General features: G+C 45.8%; 13 protein-coding genes. 8 read left to right on the forward strand and 5 right to left on the reverse strand.

Features of this window, described 5'->3' with window-relative positions; translation table 11 throughout:
- Positions 1-34: 34 nt before the first annotated feature.
- Both OCU35_RS13975 and OCU35_RS13980 read left to right on the forward strand, forming a co-directional pair.
- Positions 35-2,392 carry a GH36-type glycosyl hydrolase domain-containing protein gene (locus OCU35_RS13975; protein ID WP_261826313.1) on the forward strand — a complete coding sequence of 786 codons (2,358 nt, stop codon included), beginning with the start codon at positions 35-37 and terminating at the stop codon, positions 2,390-2,392.
- Positions 2,393-2,647: 255 nt separating this feature from the next.
- Positions 2,648-3,154: a DUF3087 domain-containing protein gene (locus OCU35_RS13980; protein ID WP_017028947.1), complete on the forward strand. Its 507-nt coding sequence runs from the start codon at positions 2,648-2,650 to the stop codon at positions 3,152-3,154.
- Between the two features lie 112 nt (positions 3,155-3,266).
- On the opposite strand, the gene OCU35_RS13985 is transcribed toward OCU35_RS13980, so the two are convergent.
- Positions 3,267-4,577: a serine hydrolase domain-containing protein gene (locus OCU35_RS13985; RefSeq protein WP_261826314.1), complete on the reverse strand. Its 1,311-nt coding sequence runs from the start codon at positions 4,575-4,577 to the stop codon at positions 3,267-3,269.
- 173 nt (positions 4,578-4,750) lie between these two features.
- Here OCU35_RS13985 and OCU35_RS13990 point away from each other — a divergent pair, with 173 nt between their 5' ends.
- The 3 genes from OCU35_RS13990 to OCU35_RS14000 all read left to right on the forward strand — a co-directional run bounded on the left by OCU35_RS13990 (position 4,751) and on the right by OCU35_RS14000 (position 7,967).
- On the forward strand, positions 4,751-5,650 hold the full coding sequence (locus tag OCU35_RS13990; RefSeq protein ID WP_261826315.1) for a LysR family transcriptional regulator: 900 nt from the start codon (positions 4,751-4,753) through the stop codon (positions 5,648-5,650).
- A 12-nt stretch (positions 5,651-5,662) separates the two neighbouring features.
- Positions 5,663-6,433, forward strand: a complete 771-nt coding sequence (locus OCU35_RS13995; protein WP_261826316.1) for a nucleotidyltransferase domain-containing protein — start codon at positions 5,663-5,665, stop codon at positions 6,431-6,433.
- A 211-nt stretch (positions 6,434-6,644) separates the two neighbouring features.
- Positions 6,645-7,967 (forward strand): MATE family efflux transporter, encoded by a 1,323-nt coding sequence (locus tag OCU35_RS14000; protein ID WP_261826574.1) that lies wholly within the window; start codon positions 6,645-6,647, stop codon positions 7,965-7,967.
- Positions 7,968-7,999: 32 nt separating this feature from the next.
- Here the strand turns inward: OCU35_RS14000 and OCU35_RS14005 are convergent, their stop codons facing one another.
- Together OCU35_RS14005 and OCU35_RS14010 are read right to left on the reverse strand one after the other, a co-directional pair.
- Positions 8,000-9,166: an alpha/beta hydrolase gene (locus OCU35_RS14005; RefSeq protein ID WP_261826317.1), complete on the reverse strand. Its 1,167-nt coding sequence runs from the start codon at positions 9,164-9,166 to the stop codon at positions 8,000-8,002.
- Positions 9,167-9,445: 279 nt separating this feature from the next.
- The gene (locus OCU35_RS14010) at positions 9,446-10,663 is read right to left on the reverse strand and encodes a BamA/TamA family outer membrane protein (protein WP_102377160.1); all 1,218 of its coding nucleotides are present in this window, start codon (positions 10,661-10,663) and stop codon (positions 9,446-9,448) included.
- Positions 10,664-10,972: 309 nt separating this feature from the next.
- Between OCU35_RS14010 and OCU35_RS14015 the strand changes: the two genes are divergently transcribed.
- The 3 genes from OCU35_RS14015 to secF all read left to right on the forward strand — a co-directional run bounded on the left by OCU35_RS14015 (position 10,973) and on the right by secF (position 14,330).
- Positions 10,973-11,413 (forward strand): hypothetical protein, encoded by a 441-nt coding sequence (locus tag OCU35_RS14015; protein WP_102329056.1) that lies wholly within the window; start codon positions 10,973-10,975, stop codon positions 11,411-11,413.
- A gap of 176 nt (positions 11,414-11,589) precedes the next feature.
- Positions 11,590-13,425, forward strand: a complete 1,836-nt coding sequence (gene secD / locus OCU35_RS14020) for a protein translocase subunit SecD (RefSeq protein ID WP_261826318.1) — start codon at positions 11,590-11,592, stop codon at positions 13,423-13,425.
- A gap of 2 nt (positions 13,426-13,427) precedes the next feature.
- Positions 13,428-14,330: a protein translocase subunit SecF gene (gene secF, locus OCU35_RS14025; RefSeq protein ID WP_261826319.1), complete on the forward strand. Its 903-nt coding sequence runs from the start codon at positions 13,428-13,430 to the stop codon at positions 14,328-14,330.
- Between the two features lie 334 nt (positions 14,331-14,664).
- Here secF and OCU35_RS14030 read toward each other — a convergent pair whose 3' ends face one another.
- Both OCU35_RS14030 and OCU35_RS14035 read right to left on the reverse strand, forming a co-directional pair.
- On the reverse strand, positions 14,665-15,837 hold the full coding sequence (locus OCU35_RS14030) for a sugar ABC transporter permease (protein ID WP_102549692.1): 1,173 nt from the start codon (positions 15,835-15,837) through the stop codon (positions 14,665-14,667).
- Complete coding sequence (locus OCU35_RS14035; RefSeq protein WP_017028450.1) at positions 15,837-17,357, reverse strand: xylose ABC transporter ATP-binding protein; 1,521 nt, start codon at positions 17,355-17,357, stop codon at positions 15,837-15,839. The genes OCU35_RS14030 and OCU35_RS14035 overlap by 1 nt, the downstream gene beginning before the upstream one ends.
- Positions 17,358-17,417: the final 60 nt, after the last annotated feature.

A 17,417-nucleotide genomic window follows, 5' to 3' on the forward strand; every position in this document is an offset into this window, starting at 1 on the left:
GCGCTTTAAAAATTATTAAGAAAGGCTAAGCAAAATGTTGATTACCACCAAACAAAATGGCGAGCGAGTAGAGCTTTTAAGCCCAACAGAGATGCCAAGGGCTTCAGGGTTTCTTTGGAACAAAAAAATGATGATTCAAGTAAATTGTCGTGGCTATGCGACCGCACAATTTATGCAGCCAGAGCCTGCAAAATACATGCACGCTCCAAACCTTGAAGCAAAGAGCTTCATGCAACCTGAGCAGCCGTATTTTGCTCATCATCCTGGTCGTTTCTTTTACATCAAGGATGAAGAATCTGGAGAAATCTTCTCGGCACCTTATGAGCCAGTGAGAGCAAATCTAGACAAGTACTGCTTCTCATTGGGGCAGTCGGATATCCAATGGCAGATTGAGCACCTAGGTATAGAAATAGAGCTGTGCCTTAGCTTACCTGAGGATGATGTGGTCGAGCTGTGGCAATTAAAGGTGAAGAACGTGTCTGGGCGCGCTCGAAAGCTTAGCGTTTATCCATACTTCCCAATCGGTTACATGAGCTGGATGAATCAGTCAGCTAAATACCGTCAAGATCTGGGCGGTGTAGTGGCTAGCTGTGTAACGCCGTATCAAAAGGTAGCCGATTACTTTAAAAATAAAGGTCTGAAAGATAAGACGTTTTTCCTTCATGACAGAGCGCCGACGTCTTACGAGACCATTCGTGAGGTGTTTGAAGGTGAGGGGGGCTTGCACAATCCTACTGGCGTTCAGCAAGGTAACTTAGACAATGGTGATGCCTTGTATGAAACGCCTACCGCAGCTTTGCAATATCAGATGGAATTGGGTGCAGACCAGCAAGAGGATTATCGATTCTTGTTAGGCCCTGCCTTTGATGACGCAGAGATTGAGCTCAAGCGTGATCGTTACTTTGCTGATGCAGACTTTGCTAACACCAAACAGAAATACGCCGCTTATGTGGCGCAAGGCAAGGGCAATATAGAGATCAACACGCCAGATACTCAGCTTAATGAGTTTGTGAATAGCTGGCTACCGAGACAGATGTTCTATCATGGCGATGTAAACCGTCTAAGTACCGACCCGCAGACACGTAACTACATCCAAGATGCGATGGGTATGGTGTATATCAAGCCCGACGTGACTCGCGCTGCGTTCCTGCATGCTCTTGCTCAGCAAGAGGAGTCAGGGGCTATTCCCGATGGGATTTTGCTCACCGAAGAAGCGGAGCTTAAATACATCAATCAGATCCCGCATACCGACCACTGTATTTGGTTCCCTGTGTGCTTGCGTGCCTATCTTGATGAAACCAACGATTACGCCATCTTTGACCAATCAGTTCAGCAGTTCAAAGGTACTGAAACTAAGACCGCCTTTGAGCGTATTAACGATGCCATGCGCTGGCTGTTCAACGAGCGTGATCATCGAGGTCTAAGCTATATCGCGCAAGGTGATTGGTGCGACCCAATGAATATGGTGGGTTACAAAGGCAAGGGCGTATCGGGCTGGTTATCTATGGCCGCCGCCTATGCACTGAACATTTGGTCTGATATCTGCCATCAGCTCGGTGAAGATGAGCTTTCAGAAGAGTTCAAACGCAATGCTGACGCGCTCAATGAAGCGGTGAATAAGCACATCTGGGACGGTGATTGGTACGCGCGTGGTATCACCGATGATGACGTGGTGTTTGGTACCAGTAAAGATGAGGAAGGCCGCATCTTCCTTAATCCGCAAAGCTGGGCAATCTTGGCCAATACGGCAGACGCGGAAAAGCGCGACAAGATGATCAAGCAAGTAGAGCAGCAACTCGAAACGCCTTATGGGGTGATGATGCTTGCGCCAAGCTTTACCGGAATGCGAGATGATGTTGGCCGTGTAACGCAAAAGCATCCAGGCTCGGCTGAAAATGGCAGTGTTTATAATCACGCTGCGATTTTCTATATCTTTAGCCTTTACCAAGCGGGTGAAACAGACCGTGCATTTAAGCTAATGTCGCAGATGTTAGCCGGTCCAGATGAGGCGGATTATGTTCAGCGTGGCCAGCTTCCAGTGTTTATCCCTAACTACTATCGCGGCGCCTATTATCAGCACCCAAGAACGGCCGGCCGTTCGAGTCAGTTGTTTAATACTGGCACAGTATCTTGGGTCTACCGTTGTATTGTTGAGGGTTTATTTGGTCTGAAAGGCTGTGCTGGTGGCTTATCTATTGAACCTCAACTACCTGCAGATTGGGATAAAGCCAGTGCCGTTCGCAGTTTCCGTGGGGCAACGTTTGAGGTGACCATTCAGCGAGCCGATGTGACACAAACTCAAGTGAGTGTTGATGGAGTGAAGCTATCGTCCACTATGATCGAAGAGTTCGAACCAGGAAAAACCTATAAGGTTGAGGTCTTGATTGCTTAGCTTTGCTTGTTGATTGAGTCTGCAATAGTTCGATTGAACGAAAAATGCCGCTGAAGAGATTTAGCGGCATTAGCGCATTAAAACACTTGGTTATCCATCCTAATCAGCCCCTTAAGTTACCTCATCCGAAAATAGGGTTCTATAACGCAATTACTAACAAATAATCCTTATTCGCAATATTGAAGCGTGTATAATTTTTTCCTTATCGACCATGGTCGGTATCATTCATTCGGCGATAGGGATTCTGGTATAAAAATGCAGTTAAAAGAAATAGATAAAAAGCGATACCGTTCACGATTAAACGTGGTGATTGTTGCCTGCATCGTCAGCCTAGCGGTGCTGAGTTTATCTATATCTCAGACATTGATTTACCTCTTCCCCTCAGAGGCGGGTTCTCACTTTCATTGGAACTTACTGGGAGTGGTAGTCAGCGCAATTGCAGTAGGTATGACACTGCGTAAACTCAAGAGTCATCCAAAAATGTTTGAAGTGGCTTATATTTGGGATCTGAAGCATCAGCTGAATTTGATCTACAGAAAGAATCGCAAACTCCTTGCCGCAGCAGAGCAAGGCAATAAAGAGGCCATGTTAGCCCTGCAATTTAGCTATCAAGGTTCTCGCCAGTTATGGCAGATGGATGACAACACCATCACCATGAGCAGTCTGAATACCGCGCAAAATCAACTGGATAAATGGGTTGAAGAGTACGATGTGCAGCTGGATATTTCAGACTATCACTCAGGTTTACTTAAAGAGTTTTAGCCGTAATACAGGCGCTAATTGTGTTCTCGTTTTTTAATGTAAAAAAGCCCGCTTACTGCGCAATGAGCAAGCGGGCTATCTGTTATCTAACGCTTTTCTTAGTTCTTACTTCTTATTTGTTATAGTGATCGGCGATGGCTTCAAATGCCGCTAGCCTTGGTAGATTAGTCGCTCTTGCTGCGTTGGAGGCTGACTCCGCGGAAGAGAAGGTGGCAATGACTAGGTTCTTCTCTTGGTTAATGTACAGGTGCTGTCCAAACACTCCGCGGAATGTCGCAATGCCTTTCTCGCTATCATGAACCCACAGGTAGTTTTTGTAACCCTCTAACCATTGGTCATAAACGCCTGAATCGCGGTCTTTATACACGCTGCGATCCATGTGTGACTTTTCATCGTCAGTGAGAGCGAAGGTATCTTTAATCCACGCTTCTGAGAACACTTGCTGCCCGTTGTATTGGCCATTGTTAGCCATGGCGATCCCGACTCTTGCAAAATCTCTCAATGTTGTCGTAAAGCCACCCGTTGCAATGGGGGTAAATGTCATGTCCGCCATGAAAGTCGCATCGTGCTCTACACCTAGCTTGGACCAGATATTTTCAGCAATGAACTTTTGAAGAGGTTGCCCAGATACTCGAGCGATAAGCCAGCCTGCAACATCTACATTAGGTGAGTGATATTCGTATTTATAATCTACCGCGAGATCTGAATTTTGCGTAAATTCTGGAGCGAACTCTAATATACCTCGGGGCGTGTCGTCTTTGGTTGGATCGATCGCCATGAGATCATAAGCAGGAACTAGGCCTATTCTGCGGAAGTATTCAAAGTGCATGGTTCCTGGAGTGATATTGGCATAGTCTTCGCTGTAATCTAGGGCCGATGTCATGTTAAGGACTGTTCGAACGGTTTGCTTACCAAAGTGACTACCTTTTAGTTCCTCTATGTAACTCTCGACTGTCTCATTAGGGTCGATCTTACCTTGCTCAACTAAAAGGCCGATTGCTTGACCAGTCATAGACTTGGTGCTTGATGCCCACATATGATGATCTTTAGGGCCAAACGTACCATAGTACTCTTCATGAACAACCTCACCATCTTTGATAATGATATAGCCATCAGTGCGGTCGTTGATCATCGCTTCTTCAACTGTGTAGCTTGCGTCAGCATGTTCGAACTTCAGTTTTGCGATGCTAGGGTCTAGTTTGTTTGGTAGAACAGAAATATTGCCATCTCTAGGCACCATTACCGTTGGGTGAATGCCCATATTCTGAAATGCCCAGTGGTTATAATCATGATGCATCCAGTTACCCAAAGTCACCTGACCTTTTGCTGCAACAGGTACTGAATACATTGCTTGAGCCTTGTCGTTAGCACTTACTGACAAAGCCGATAAAGATACAGTAATCGCAAGTAATTTTAGTTTCATGTCATAGACCTTTATTTGTTGTTTTCTTGAGTTCTAGATTCAAAGTGCATGATTAAATCAATGTGATTTCACTAAGGGTTCATCACGTTTCAAAGGGATAATATGTTTTATAATTGATACAATCGAATCCATAATGGATGGATTTCACGTACATATTTTTGGCGAGATAAACGATGATTACGTTAGAGCAGCTTGCATGTTTTAAAGCGGTGTATGAGCTGAGCAGCTACAGCAAAGCGGCAAGAGAAACCAATAAAACCCGAGCCACAGTGCGAGAGCGGGTAAAGGCTTTAGAGGATGTATTGGGTTTTGAGTTGTTTGAAGTTGTAGGGAAAACCCTTTTCGCAACTGAGCAAGCGAAGCATTTGTACTCCAGAGCGGACAACCTTACTAGGCAAGCAAAAGAGTTTTATAGCGTCGCTCTATCCACCTTTTCGACAGAGATCACCTCCATCGTTTTGCATCATGACGATCTGATACCTTTGTGCTTGTTATCCGATATCGATGACGCCATTGAGCGTGAGTTTCCACATATATCGATTAATTGGTTGCAGAGGGATAGAGAGTCGAGCTTTAAGGATATTGAAAGTGGCAGTGCACTGTTTTCAATTATGCCCACTGTTGGAAAGATTTATCCTAGCATCAAGGTAGGGATCGTTAACTTAGGGACATATCAATACGCACCGTATACGTCAGTAAAATCCAGCATTCCCGAGCAGTCTATTGACCTTGTACAGCTAACGACGGAAGATTTTCTGGTGACAGAAAATGCAGTGCTGAACGAGATGCGCTACGCAAACATTAGTAATCAAAAGCACCTAATTTCTAACAACGACATGCTGATGCATAAGATTCAAAAAAAGGGTTGGACCCTATTAAGCATTGCTAATGCCCAAGACTATGTGGATACAGGGAAACTTCGAACCATACAAGTGAAAGAGACATTAGGTAACTTAAGGCAAGAGATGGTCTTGTTCTATGGGTTGCATTCAGAAATGGATGCTGTGAGAAGCCGCATCATAGACATCACCAAGCAATGTGCGGCTAACTTTGCCAAAGGGCCTTATGCCTAGAGAGGACTAAACATGTCAGAGCAGGGAAACGGGCTCGATGAGCTCGGGTATATCGTAAACAGTTGTTCGTTGGATAAGATTCAGCCTGAGTTTCACGCAGTGGTGAATGCGGTTATTGATGAATTGTGTCTACGATTCCCAGACAGAATCGATGGGATTTATCTTTATGGTAGCGTTCCAAGAGGCACGGCTAGAGTAGGGGAGTCCGATCTTGATGTGTCTATTGTATTTAAAGATGAAGTGACCAGCGACGATAATGAAGCCTTACGTTCAATTTCTTTATCATTATCCAGATTACACATTGAAATCAGCAAGTTAGATTTAGACCCTGGCTCTCTTCAGGACATATTACAGCCTCAAGAAAAATACCATTGGCAGTTTTGGCTAAGGCATTGCTGTTGCTGTGTTTGGGGTAACGATCTCTCACGTCAATTTTCTCAGCTAAAGCCAAGTCTGCATATTGCACGCGCTTTGAATGGAGATGTCGATGATTTTGTTGGGCAAATGGCAGATAAGTTTGAACGCATGTCAGCGGGGGAAATGAGTCGAGTTGTCGGCAAGAAACTTTTGCGCTCAGCTTATTATCTCATTGCAGAGCAAGATGGCAGCTGGCATACGGATCTCGCCCTTTGCGCAAAGGCTGCCAGAGAATATCACCCACAGCATAAAGATGAACTACACCTAGCCTATCAGTTAGCGACAGGTCATCTATCGTCAAAAGAGCAAGCCTTATCACTTTTTAACAAGCTTAAAGAGACATTGAATGCAGGCCTAATCAGCTAACTTAATGGTTTTAATTATTGAATGAATGTTTAGATCGCAATGATCTTTTCAATATTCGCTATTGAAATACCGCAACGATCTGGATATTTTGTGTCACCTTACAAAGGGCAGAACACTACCGCACCCTTTGTAATATTACCCCCACACTCTGCAACATATAAAAAGGCATTCAGTGTTTAAGAACAGCACCTACATTAAAAAGAACATCAAGATGGCTTGGCCGATTGCGATCAATGCCTTGTTAATGCAGGGCATGTTGATGATTGATACTTTGCTTATTTCGCCATTAGGAGAGGGCTCTCTGGCGGCAATGGGGATTGCAAGTACCATCGTTGCATTAATGCTAGGGGTTCAGAATGCTTTAGCGAATGGCTCGCAGAACGTGTTATCTCGAGCCTTTGGCTCTGGTAAAGAGAGCTTGTTATCAAAATCTTTCCTCTCTGGCATGATTATCAACCTGTCGGTTGCTGTATTGTTCTTTGCTTTGGTGACGGTATTCAAATGGCCACTGATCAAGTTGATCAGTCACGATACCCATTTGTACTCGGACATCGATGCGTATCTGTCTACGATCAAATATGCCTTGCTACTGACCGGCATTTCTCAGGTATCCATTGCTCTGTTCAATGCTATGGGCAAGACCAAGCTGCCGCTGCTCAGCTATTTGCTCACCATGCCAGTTAATGCAGTGGTCTCTTATTATCTGATCTATGGGTTAGGTGATTTTTCAGGTATTGGTATCTCGGGTGCCGCCTTAGGCTCTGTGATTGCGCTTGGGTTGAGAATGCTATTCTTGTTGGTGTGCTTACGATACCAAAAGACCTCTAAACTCTCGTTCAAACAGGCTAGCGAAGGCGTTGCACGTAACGTTAGGCTGCACTTTAAAGAAACCTTCCCGATTGCGGCCAACATGATGGTGTTGGCGATGGGCCTTGCTGCCTATAACCTCTTATATACGCAGTTACCCACAGAAGCGTATGCAGCTGTTGTTATGATAACGCCATGGCTTTCTGCGCTGTCGCAGTTTGTCTTGGCGTGGGCGGTGTCATCGGCAATTACCATTTCGCAGGCTATCGGCTCAAACAAGCTAGAGACTTTGGACTCGGATGTGAGCCTGAGCATTAAGGTCACTATTGCGGTATCTGGCATTATTGCTTTTGCCTCTTTTATCCTGAGTTTGGTAATAGACAAAATCTACCCAGGTCATTCACAAACCACCTATCAAGCGCTAGCGGTGATCGCCCCTTTGTACATCTTGATGCCTTTGATACAAGGTTATACTACAGTGCATGGTCAGGTACTTCGTGCGTTGGGTAAGACGACAGCAGTCTTTAATATCAACTTTATTACTCGTTGGCTGATTGCCTTACCGCTGTGTGCCTTTGTTGTGCTCGTTCTAAATGCATCAATCTTCTGGGTTTATGCGGTGGTTGTGTTTGAGCAGGCCTTGAAAATAGTGCCAATGCGTTACCAAGCGCGTAAGTTCTTGCGAGAGTTTGATAGCAAAAAAGCCAAAGATCTCATGTACGACTGATCGCGTGAGTAAGTGTTAACTTTTTCTGCTCGCTACTGCTTCGACAGCACCTTTTCCAATTCCTCAATGCTCTCGTCAAAGTAGGGGTTGAAGGTGAGCCTTGCGTGGACCTTTCCTGGTTCTAAATAGCCATAAGATGAGTACCAAACCGGCTCACCAGACTGGCATTTCAGAGTATCTTCAATGGGTTGTCCATTATCGCAGATGCGAACCTTGCCCTCGATGCCATATTCTTTATTCTCCGGTGAGAACAATCCGCCCATATGTGAGCCCTCACTCACCCGAAATGAGGGAAGGTTCATGCTGTAGGCTGATACGCGTTGGTCTTTGGGTGGATTATCCCCAAGCCAAACGAGGTGCGAATTAGGGTTGGTAAAGGTCGTTGTAAACTGCTGCACAGCAAAGCTTTTATCGATGACAGTGTCCCCTTCACTGAGAAGCATGAATACTGGCTTATCATAACTTCCCGCCTTTGAGAGCTGTTGTTGAACTTGCTGCGTTGTCTCGTAGTAGCTGGCCGCCGCTTTCATTGGTAAAGAGCCGTAGCGTAAGTAGTTATCCTCTGGGTCTTGGTCAGCCCAATCCATAAAGTATTGTGCCCATTGCGTCATAGGAGCAAGGTTAGACTGCGCTTTAAACGCAGGAGAGAAGAGGATCAGACCGTTAAGCGAGTCATCGTTCAGTGCGTAACTGGTCACAAGATTTGCGCCAGTTGAATACCCCCCAAGCCAAACACTGTTTACTTCTCGCTGAAGCAGTTTTATCTGCTGTTCTACGCTTTGTTGCCAAAGCTTCGCAGAAACCAGTTTTAAGTCGCCAACCTTAGTGCCGTGACCGGGCAGTAGCATGGTTCTTACCAGATAACCTTGATCAGAGAGTCGCTGCGCAATATCAATAAAGGAGTAGGGAGAGTCACCCAAGCCGTGAACCAGCAAGATAGCCTCGCCATTCATCTTGGAGGGACGGTATTCCTTAGGAGAATTCAGCGCTATTTCGCGTTCTTTATCTTCCGTTAAGTAATAGCGCTCAGCGCGTATCCAGGCTTGTGTCTCAGAGACGTACTCCTCGAAGGTATCTTGATCAAATGAGCTTAGGCTTTCACCGCTTTGATAATAGAGAGGCTCATTGTGATTAGAACCACACGCCGCCAAGGTGGTAGTCACAATAGCAATGGTTAAGTGTTGGGTCTTTTTTAGCATGGATAAAATCTATTTCCTTATGGATTTTCCATTTATACGCACAAGTTTACCTGAGCAGAACAAGAATAGCAGTGGCAAGGTGCGCTTAACCTCAGTGTCGATTGACTGTGACTAAATCCACTTATAAAAGTCATTGCATCGATCATCGTCTGTCAAAAATTTAGACTGTACTTGTTTTTAAGGACCCAGGGACCCAGGGTCCTAGGCCCTAGGATCCTAGTTACCTAGAACCTAGAACCTAGAACCCAGAACCCAGAACCCAGGGCCGGGTTCTAATCCCTAAAACCCCGTCCCCACTGTAAAATAGAGCGCTTGTTCTTCATCACTAAAGCCCAAGTCGACGCCCATGTGTAAGCCGTAGCGACGAGCAATTTGGTATCTGAAACCGGCGCCATAGGCGTCAACGGTTGTTGATGATGTTTTCGAGGTGAAGCAGTTGCTTGGGCACCCGCCAAGGTCGAATCCGGTGGTTTCGTTGCGAGTATGGCCAACACCGTAAAAGCCTAAGATCGTCCAGCGATTGTCGATACGATACATCAATTGCGTTTGCGCTGTGGCCACTTGATCCCCTTGATAGCGAAACGATGAGATGCCTCGCAGGTCGATGTACGGGTTCGAAGTAGGAGTGAGCATGGTTTCGTCACTACTAATGGAGTCGTAACTTCCTGCAAAGGCAATGATCCATTTCTCGCCAATAGGAACAAAGGCTTGCCCTTCGATGGAGAGAGTATCGTAATCGTGATCAGCACCTATCTCTTTTCTATGCCACATATAATCAGCGTTGAGAGAGTAGCCCTTGGTAGGGAAAAACATGTTGTCACGGCTATCGTATTCCAACACTAAGCCTAAGCCTGAATTGTTGGTTTCATCTAAGTCCATGAATTGCAGGGTTTTATCAACCACGCCATTAGAAGACTCAAGAGTCGATTTACTCCATGTTTGCTTCGCACCTAACAGCCAATTGGTGTTAGGGAGGCGAAACTGTATTTGCTGTAACAACACGGCAAAATCGGTTTCGGTATCGAACTTAAAGGCTTTGTCTGGAGGGAGTAGACCGCCAAAATCATTGTAGATATCGATGTTTGCATGACCAATAGCGCCGCCACCCATATAACGAATGCTGTCTTCTTTCCAAGTGCGTCGGTGACCTGCGGCTATCACCCATGTGCCATTTTCGGTTCCTGCAGCAGCAACGGCCGTCATTGCGGGTGGAATTAGCTGCGCACCACCATCGAGGGATTCTTTGGCCAATCTCTGACGTGTCTCTTTTTCTTCATCGGTTTCGTGCAGAAACAAACCCGCAACGCCACCGCCATAACCCACAGCAGGCTCGGTAATGATGATGGGAACGGGAAGAAAGCCATAAGCGTTATCAGCGAGATAATCACCCATATCAAATCGCCCATCGACGGGATCGGTAAACGAAGCGAATGCAGCCGAAGGCAATACGCTTAGAGACAAGAGTGCAGCAAAAGAGGTGTGTCGAAAATTGGTCACTGTAGAGCTCGGTTCAGGTTGAAAAACGAGCTGATTTTACGGATCTAGGCGAAAGTGCAAACTACCGTTTGATGGACGGCTTCCTACATAAGAAACATCTAGGCTAGATTTAAATCGGTTGAATTATGTCGCAAGAGGTTTCGTATCATTGCAGAATTAATGGGAGTTTTGTTCGTTAATTTTTTGGCCTGAATTTCTTTGAATTCACTATGCAAGAGAATTTACATGTTTTTAGTTGTAAGTCACTCTGAGTCCGCTTAGGATGCTCTCGTCGAATGGTGAGTTCGATTTATTTCAGATGAGAGTTTCATGCCTTTATTTACTATCAGACAATTCGTTCTACTGCTACTTGTAGCAGCGCTTGCTCCTATGCAAGCACTCGCGTCTGATGCAAGGGCGCCAGGGTTTACTGCCGAACAGATTGTGGCTTATAGCCAGCTATTGGAAGTAGAATCCGCTCCTACCTCTGAAATACCTGCAAGCACCTCATACGTGCAGCACAATACCCTGGCTATTGTGCAAAACCAGCGCAGTGTTTTTGCTCCTAAGCAAGAATTAGACAGCAATAATTCAGCGCGCAACACCTCAAATCCAAACGTATTTTGTTTCAATGATGACGCCTATGCATTTACTGCTAAATGGCATGCATCTCGCGCTGCGTTTCATCATGATAAGAGTGCACACAGACTTGGTGGCTGGAAAGACAGTAATGCCCTGTATGTCGCTCTAAACGGCCAATACTCTTCATAGTTCCAATCGCTTAATTTTTCGTGCACTAGTGACTATTTCTCTCACTGGCTACAGCGAATCTCTAATGACATTCGGCTTAAACCCACCACTATTTAAATAGTGCGATATCGCCTGTCTGTCATAGCCCAAATTAATTGAATTTACTCTGTCCTTAGGGATGGAGGGATAGCTTATATATGAAGAACAAAGGCATAACTCATAAAAGCAGAAAGCGCATCAATCACTATTCTGCTTGGAAATACGTCATACTTGTTGCCACTGTTATCATCCTTACGCTCAGTGCCATTCCTACATGGTTTGGTGAGAAGCCAGCAATACAGATACAAGTACCTGAAAAGACGGTATTTCCTACCTCAATTCAGACCCTAAAACGCTCACTAGAAGAGCAGGGTATCCCTGTTTTGTCTGCTACAGAGCAAGACAACCAGATCTCGTTACTGTTTGATAATGAGTCTGACCAAACACACGCTCGTACCCTTCTAAACAAACAGTATTCTGAAGAATCCATTGCCTACTCGTATCAATCAGTAGCACCGCAGTGGTTGTCTAATATGGGTATGAACCCGATTAAATTAGGGCTCGACTTGCGTGGTGGTGTGCAATTTTTGTTGCACGTTGATGTTGATAAAGCGATGCAAGAACAACAATCCACCATGGTAGAGGACATCAAGGCGCATCTGCGTCAGAACTCCATTAGAAATGTACAAGTCCGAGTAAGCAGCGCTGACGCTATCAATGTGAATGTGCGCGACTCTAAGGCTCAGCAACAACTGATGGAGTATGTACGCACTCACTTCCCTGATTGGCAAATTAGTGCAAGTTCAAGTGGTTTCAGTTTGGCTCAAAATGAACAAAACCGAACCGAACTTCAGTCCACTATCGTGCAACAAAACTTGCAAATCATGCGAGGCCGAATCGAAGAGCTTGGTATTACTGAGGCTATGGTGCAAAGGCAAGGTACGGACAATATCCGCATCGAGCTGCCCGGCGTTCAAGACCCCGCTCAAGCTAAGAATGTGATTGGCGCTACTGCCAGCCTTGCATTTTATGAGGTCAAAAGTGGCTCTTCAGCCTACAGCCGTCAAAACTTAGTACTCAAAGATAATGATGGTCGCTCGGTTGTCCTTGAGAAGAGACCTGTGCTTGCAGGCGAGCACATTACCAATGCGCGCTCTGGCATGGATGAGATGGGGCTTTCAGAAGTGAACATCACCCTTGACCACGCTGGTGGCAAGAAGATGAGTGACTTTTCGGCTACCCACATTGGCAAGCCTATGGCGACGGTCTACCGAGAATACCAAACCAATGAGCAAGGCATGACTGAACGTAGTGAGCGAGTGATCAGTGTCGCTACTATTCAATCTCAGCTAGGCAGTCAGTTTAGAATCACCGGCTCTGGCTCAATGCAAGAAGCACAAGAGTTGGCAATGTTGTTGCGAGCGGGCTCTTTGACTGCGCCGGTTACCATAGTGGAAGAGCGCACTATCGGTGCTTCGCTAGGTGCTGAAAACATCCAAAATGGTTTTGCTGCTTTGGCATTTGGTATGGGTATGACGCTGCTGTTTATGGCCGTTTGGTATCGTAGACTTGGCTGGGTGGCCAACGTTGCACTGTGTACCAACATGCTGTGCTTGTTAGGCCTTATTGCACTGTTGCCGGGCGCGGTTCTAACGCTACCTGGTATTGCGGGCTTAGTTTTGACCGTGGGCATGGCAGTAGATACCAACGTTATTATCTTTGAGCGAATCAAAGACAAGATGCGAGAAGGCCGCAGCTTTGCTCAATCTATCGATGCCGGGTTTGATAGTGCGCTTTCTACCATCTTAGATGCCAATGTCACCACCATGATCACCGCAGTGATCCTCTATTCCATCGGTAATGGTCCTATTCAAGGGTTCGCGTTGACCTTAGGTCTTGGTCTTCTGACCAGTATCTTCACTGGCGTTTTTGCCTCAAGAGCGATGATCAATTTAATCTGGGGCCAAGATGCCCGCCGTGAAGTGAGGGTGTAATCATGGTTAAGTTTTTTAAACACAATATTCGTAAAGTTCGTTACTTCACTACTGTTGTTTCAGTATTACTCACAGTGGTTGCTATCGCGGCTATTGGCCTTAAGGGGTTAAACCTTGGCTTAGATTTTACCGGCGGTATGGTCACTGAAGTACAGCTCGACAAATCACTGTCGAGTAATCAAATAATGAAACAGCTTCAGCCTGAAATGGGAGAGTCTGTGAGTGTCACCTCTGCCGGAGAAGAGGGACGTTGGGTTATTCGCTACTCGGTTCCTGAAGATGGCTCAGATGCTGTGGATGTAGGCTCAGTGCTATCGTCTTACTCTGATCAGGTGGATGTAGTGAGCAATAGCATCGTTGGTTCTCAGGTAGGACAAGACCTATTTGAGCAAGGTGGGTTGGCATTGATGATCTCAATCTTGTCGATACTGGGTTACCTTTGCTTCCGATTTGAATGGCGACTGGCGAGTGGTTCGTTGTTTGCGCTATTTCATGATGTGATACTGGTACTAGGCTTCTTCGCACTGACTCAGATGGAGTTTAACCTCACGGTATTTGCCGCCATTCTGGCGATTCTAGGATACTCATTGAATGACTCGATTATCATTGCCGATAGGATTCGCGAACTGCTGGTGGCCAAGAAAGATAAGGGCTCCAAGTGGGTCAATGACCAAGCGATTATTGCGACCTTCTCACGTACTATGGTGACCTCGGGTACTACATTGATTACCGTCGGGGCATTATGGGTGATGGGTGGTTCTGCGCTGGCAGGCTTTTCTACCGCAATGTTCATTGGTGTTCTTTCTGGGACTTGGTCTTCAATCTCCATTGGTACCGTACTGCCTGAATGGCTGAAACTAGAAGCGAAGCACTATCAACCTGTAGAGGTAGATGCTGCGCCTTAAAACTTAGCTATCCAATAACACATTACAACGCAAACCAGCAGCCTTAACTCAGCAGAGTTAGGGCTGTTACCTGTGTTTATTTGTTATCATCCCCTCCTTGATAATTTCGCTTGTCTCAGTCTGGGGTGAAATCCAGCCATCGAAGCGATACGCCACATACACCTTACCTATAGTATTCTTATTTTACCCATTAAGTTGAGAGAGATTTTTAACGCTCGTCGACGAAGAAGGAATTATCAGTGAGGATAGAATATCAAGATGACAATAAAGGTGATTAAAAAATGAAAGCCCTAAAGCTGTCGGGCTTTAGGGCTTTGTTATGAATGACAGGTGACTAGCGACGCTGTTTAGTAGCACTATCCATCCATACTGCTAATAGCAAGATCGCGCCTTTAACAACGTACTGCCAGAAGGTCGGAACGTCCATCATGCTCATTCCGTTGTCTAGAGAGGCCATGATAAACGCTCCAATCACAGCGCCGATAACAGTACCAACGCCTCCCGCCATACTCGCGCCGCCAATAACACAGGCTGCAATGGCATCCAGTTCGGCAATGTTACCGGCAGAAGGAGAGCCTGCGCCTAAGCGTGAGCTCAGTATGAGACCGGCGATAGCAACCAAAAAGCCGTTCATTGCGTACACTTTTAGCTTGGTTTTCTCGACATTGATACCAGAGAGTCTTGCTGCATCAATATTGCCACCAATTGCATAGATGCGACGACCAAAGCGGGTTTTCGAAGCCAATATCGTGCCAGCAATTAGGAATATGGTTAACAGTAGTACGGGTGTTGGCACACCGCGATAATTGTTTAGCACCAAAATCAGAGATAGAGCCGCGATACCAATAAAGGCACTTTTAAACAGTGATGTCCCAGTTGCGCTTGTTGGTAAGTTATATTGAGCTCGATTGATGGTTTGCTTTTTCTGCCACCCAAAGTAGAGAGCAAGACAGGCGGTACCCAGAATTAAACTGAACAGGTTCGGTAGGTAGCTTTGACCAATCAAAGACATGGCCTCTGAAGTAGGGGCTACCGTTGTACCGTCAGTAATCCCAATAAGGATACCGCGAAACGCCAACATGCCCGCGAGCGTTACTATGAACGAAGGTACCTTGCGATACGCAACCCACCAACCGTTCCATGCACCCAGCAGAAAACCAGCGGTAAGGGTAATCACTATGGTCAGTGGCAGTGGCAGGCCAAACCACACATCCATAATGGCAGCGCAGCCGCCGAGTAATCCCATCATAGAGCCCACGGACAGGTCGATCTCACCACTAATGATCACAAACACCATACCGATGGCCAAGATACCGGTAATTGCCGTTTGTCGGAATAGGTTAGAGATGTTCCTTGGTGTTAAGTAACTCCAGTCGGTCATGATGCTAAAGAACAGCATGATGAATAGGATGGCACCTGCCATGACGAGCAGTTGCAGATTCATGCTTTTCAGTTTGTCCAGCCAACTCTCATTGTTGATGGCATTGATTTCTTTTGATTGCTCCATTATGCAATTTCTCCTTCAGATAATGCACAATCCATCACGATCTCTTGTGATAGATTCTCATTAATTAGATCGCCTTTAATTCGGCCTTCATGCATGACAAGCACGCGGTCGCTTATTCCAAGTACCTCAGGTAGCTCGGACGATATCATGATGATACTTATGCCTTTTTTGACTAACTGAAACATCAGCTTGTAGATTTCGTATTTGGCACCAACATCAATACCGCGTGTTGGCTCATCCAGAATAAGCACACTTGGATTGATCATTAAAAAGCGGGCTAGGATTGCCTTTTGTTGGTTACCACCGGATAGATTTTTTATGGCGGTTTCTGCATTAGGGGTTTTTACGGTGAGTTTCTTGATCGAATCGCTGATGGCATTGGCTTCCGCAGACTCATCAAGAAAGCCGAGGCTTTGGAATTGGTCGATTCCAGCTAAAGAAATATTCTGACCTACGCCCATAATGGGCACGATGCCGTGACGTTTTCTATCCTCTGGCACCATCGCAATGCCTGCATTCAGCGCATCTCTGCTACTGGAGCAATTGAGGACTTCGCCATTGAGGTAAAATGTCCCATTGTGTTTGCCTTGATAACACCCGTATAGACACTCCATCAGCTCAGTTCGGCCTGCGCCTACCAAGCCGGAAACACCCAATATTTCGCCACGGCGCAAAGTGAAGCTGGCATTTCTCACCTTAGGTATGGATGAATTGGCCTTGTCCCATGCATTGATGTTTTTTGCCTCTAACACCACCTGTCCTATGTCGTGGGGCTCTCTAGGAAATAGCTGTTTCATCTCACGACCTACCATCATAGTGATGATGTCATCGGTGGACATATCTGCCGCTTTACGAGTGCCAATATGCTTACCGTCTCGGATCACGCAGATTTGGTCTGAGATCGCTTTCACTTCACCTAATTTGTGGGAGATGTAGATACAGCTGACTCCAGAGGAGCGTAGATCTTTAACCAGATCGAGTAAGATATCGGTCTCGGATTCTGTAAGGGGAGCGGTAGGCTCATCAAGAACAAGCAGTTTTGCGTTCTTTGACAGGGCTTTTGCTATCTCTACTAATTGCTGCTGACCTACGCCAAGGTCCTCAATCTTTGTTTCTGGGGATACCGAAAGCTTTACTTTCTTTAATAGAAGCTCGGCTTCATAGTGCATCAACTCAAAATCAAGAAGCCCGTACTTTGTCAGCTCGGCTCCTAGAAATAGATTCTCAAGAATCGACAGCTCTTTTACTAAGGTCAGCTCTTGGTGAATGATGGCAATACCAAGAGCCTCGGTATCTGCAATGCTTTTGGGTTGTATGTTTTCGCCGTTATAAGAGATTGTGCCTTCGAACTCTCCATGAGGGTATATTCCACAGAGCACTTTCACTAAGGTTGATTTTCCGGAACCATTTTCTCCACATAAAGAGAGAATCTCGCCTTTTTCTAGGCGAATACTGACACCATCTAATGCTTTCACTGGTCCAAAGCATTTGACGATATTTTTCATTTCTAACAAGGACATCTTGCACCTCTAACCATTCCAAGACCCATCCTGTGCTATTCACTTAGCAACGAATAGATG

Origin of the sequence: Vibrio breoganii, assembly GCF_024346795.1 — a bacterium.
In the GTDB taxonomy this organism is placed as follows: domain Bacteria; phylum Pseudomonadota; class Gammaproteobacteria; order Enterobacterales; family Vibrionaceae; genus Vibrio; species Vibrio breoganii.

What these genes read in the sequence shown, in the direction of transcription:
- secD (WP_261826318.1), top strand. Translation starts at nt 11,590, where the DNA reads ATGAAGAACAAAGGCATAACTCATAAAAGCAGAAAGCGCATCAATCAC.
- OCU35_RS13975 (WP_261826313.1), top strand. Translation starts at nt 35, where the DNA reads ATGTTGATTACCACCAAACAAAATGGCGAGCGAGTAGAGCTTTTAAGC.
- secF (WP_261826319.1), top strand. Translation starts at nt 13,428, where the DNA reads ATGGTTAAGTTTTTTAAACACAATATTCGTAAAGTTCGTTACTTCACT.
- OCU35_RS13980 (WP_017028947.1), top strand. Translation starts at nt 2,648, where the DNA reads ATGCAGTTAAAAGAAATAGATAAAAAGCGATACCGTTCACGATTAAAC.
- OCU35_RS14000 (WP_261826574.1), top strand. Translation starts at nt 6,645, where the DNA reads ATGGCTTGGCCGATTGCGATCAATGCCTTGTTAATGCAGGGCATGTTG.
- OCU35_RS13995 (WP_261826316.1), top strand. Translation starts at nt 5,663, where the DNA reads ATGTCAGAGCAGGGAAACGGGCTCGATGAGCTCGGGTATATCGTAAAC.
- OCU35_RS14030 (WP_102549692.1), bottom strand. Translation starts at nt 15,837, where the DNA reads ATGGAGCAATCAAAAGAAATCAATGCCATCAACAATGAGAGTTGGCTG.
- OCU35_RS13990 (WP_261826315.1), top strand. Translation starts at nt 4,751, where the DNA reads ATGATTACGTTAGAGCAGCTTGCATGTTTTAAAGCGGTGTATGAGCTG.
- OCU35_RS14015 (WP_102329056.1), top strand. Translation starts at nt 10,973, where the DNA reads ATGCCTTTATTTACTATCAGACAATTCGTTCTACTGCTACTTGTAGCA.
- OCU35_RS14035 (WP_017028450.1), bottom strand. Translation starts at nt 17,357, where the DNA reads ATGTCCTTGTTAGAAATGAAAAATATCGTCAAATGCTTTGGACCAGTG.
- OCU35_RS14005 (WP_261826317.1), bottom strand. Translation starts at nt 9,166, where the DNA reads ATGCTAAAAAAGACCCAACACTTAACCATTGCTATTGTGACTACCACC.
- OCU35_RS13985 (WP_261826314.1), bottom strand. Translation starts at nt 4,577, where the DNA reads ATGAAACTAAAATTACTTGCGATTACTGTATCTTTATCGGCTTTGTCA.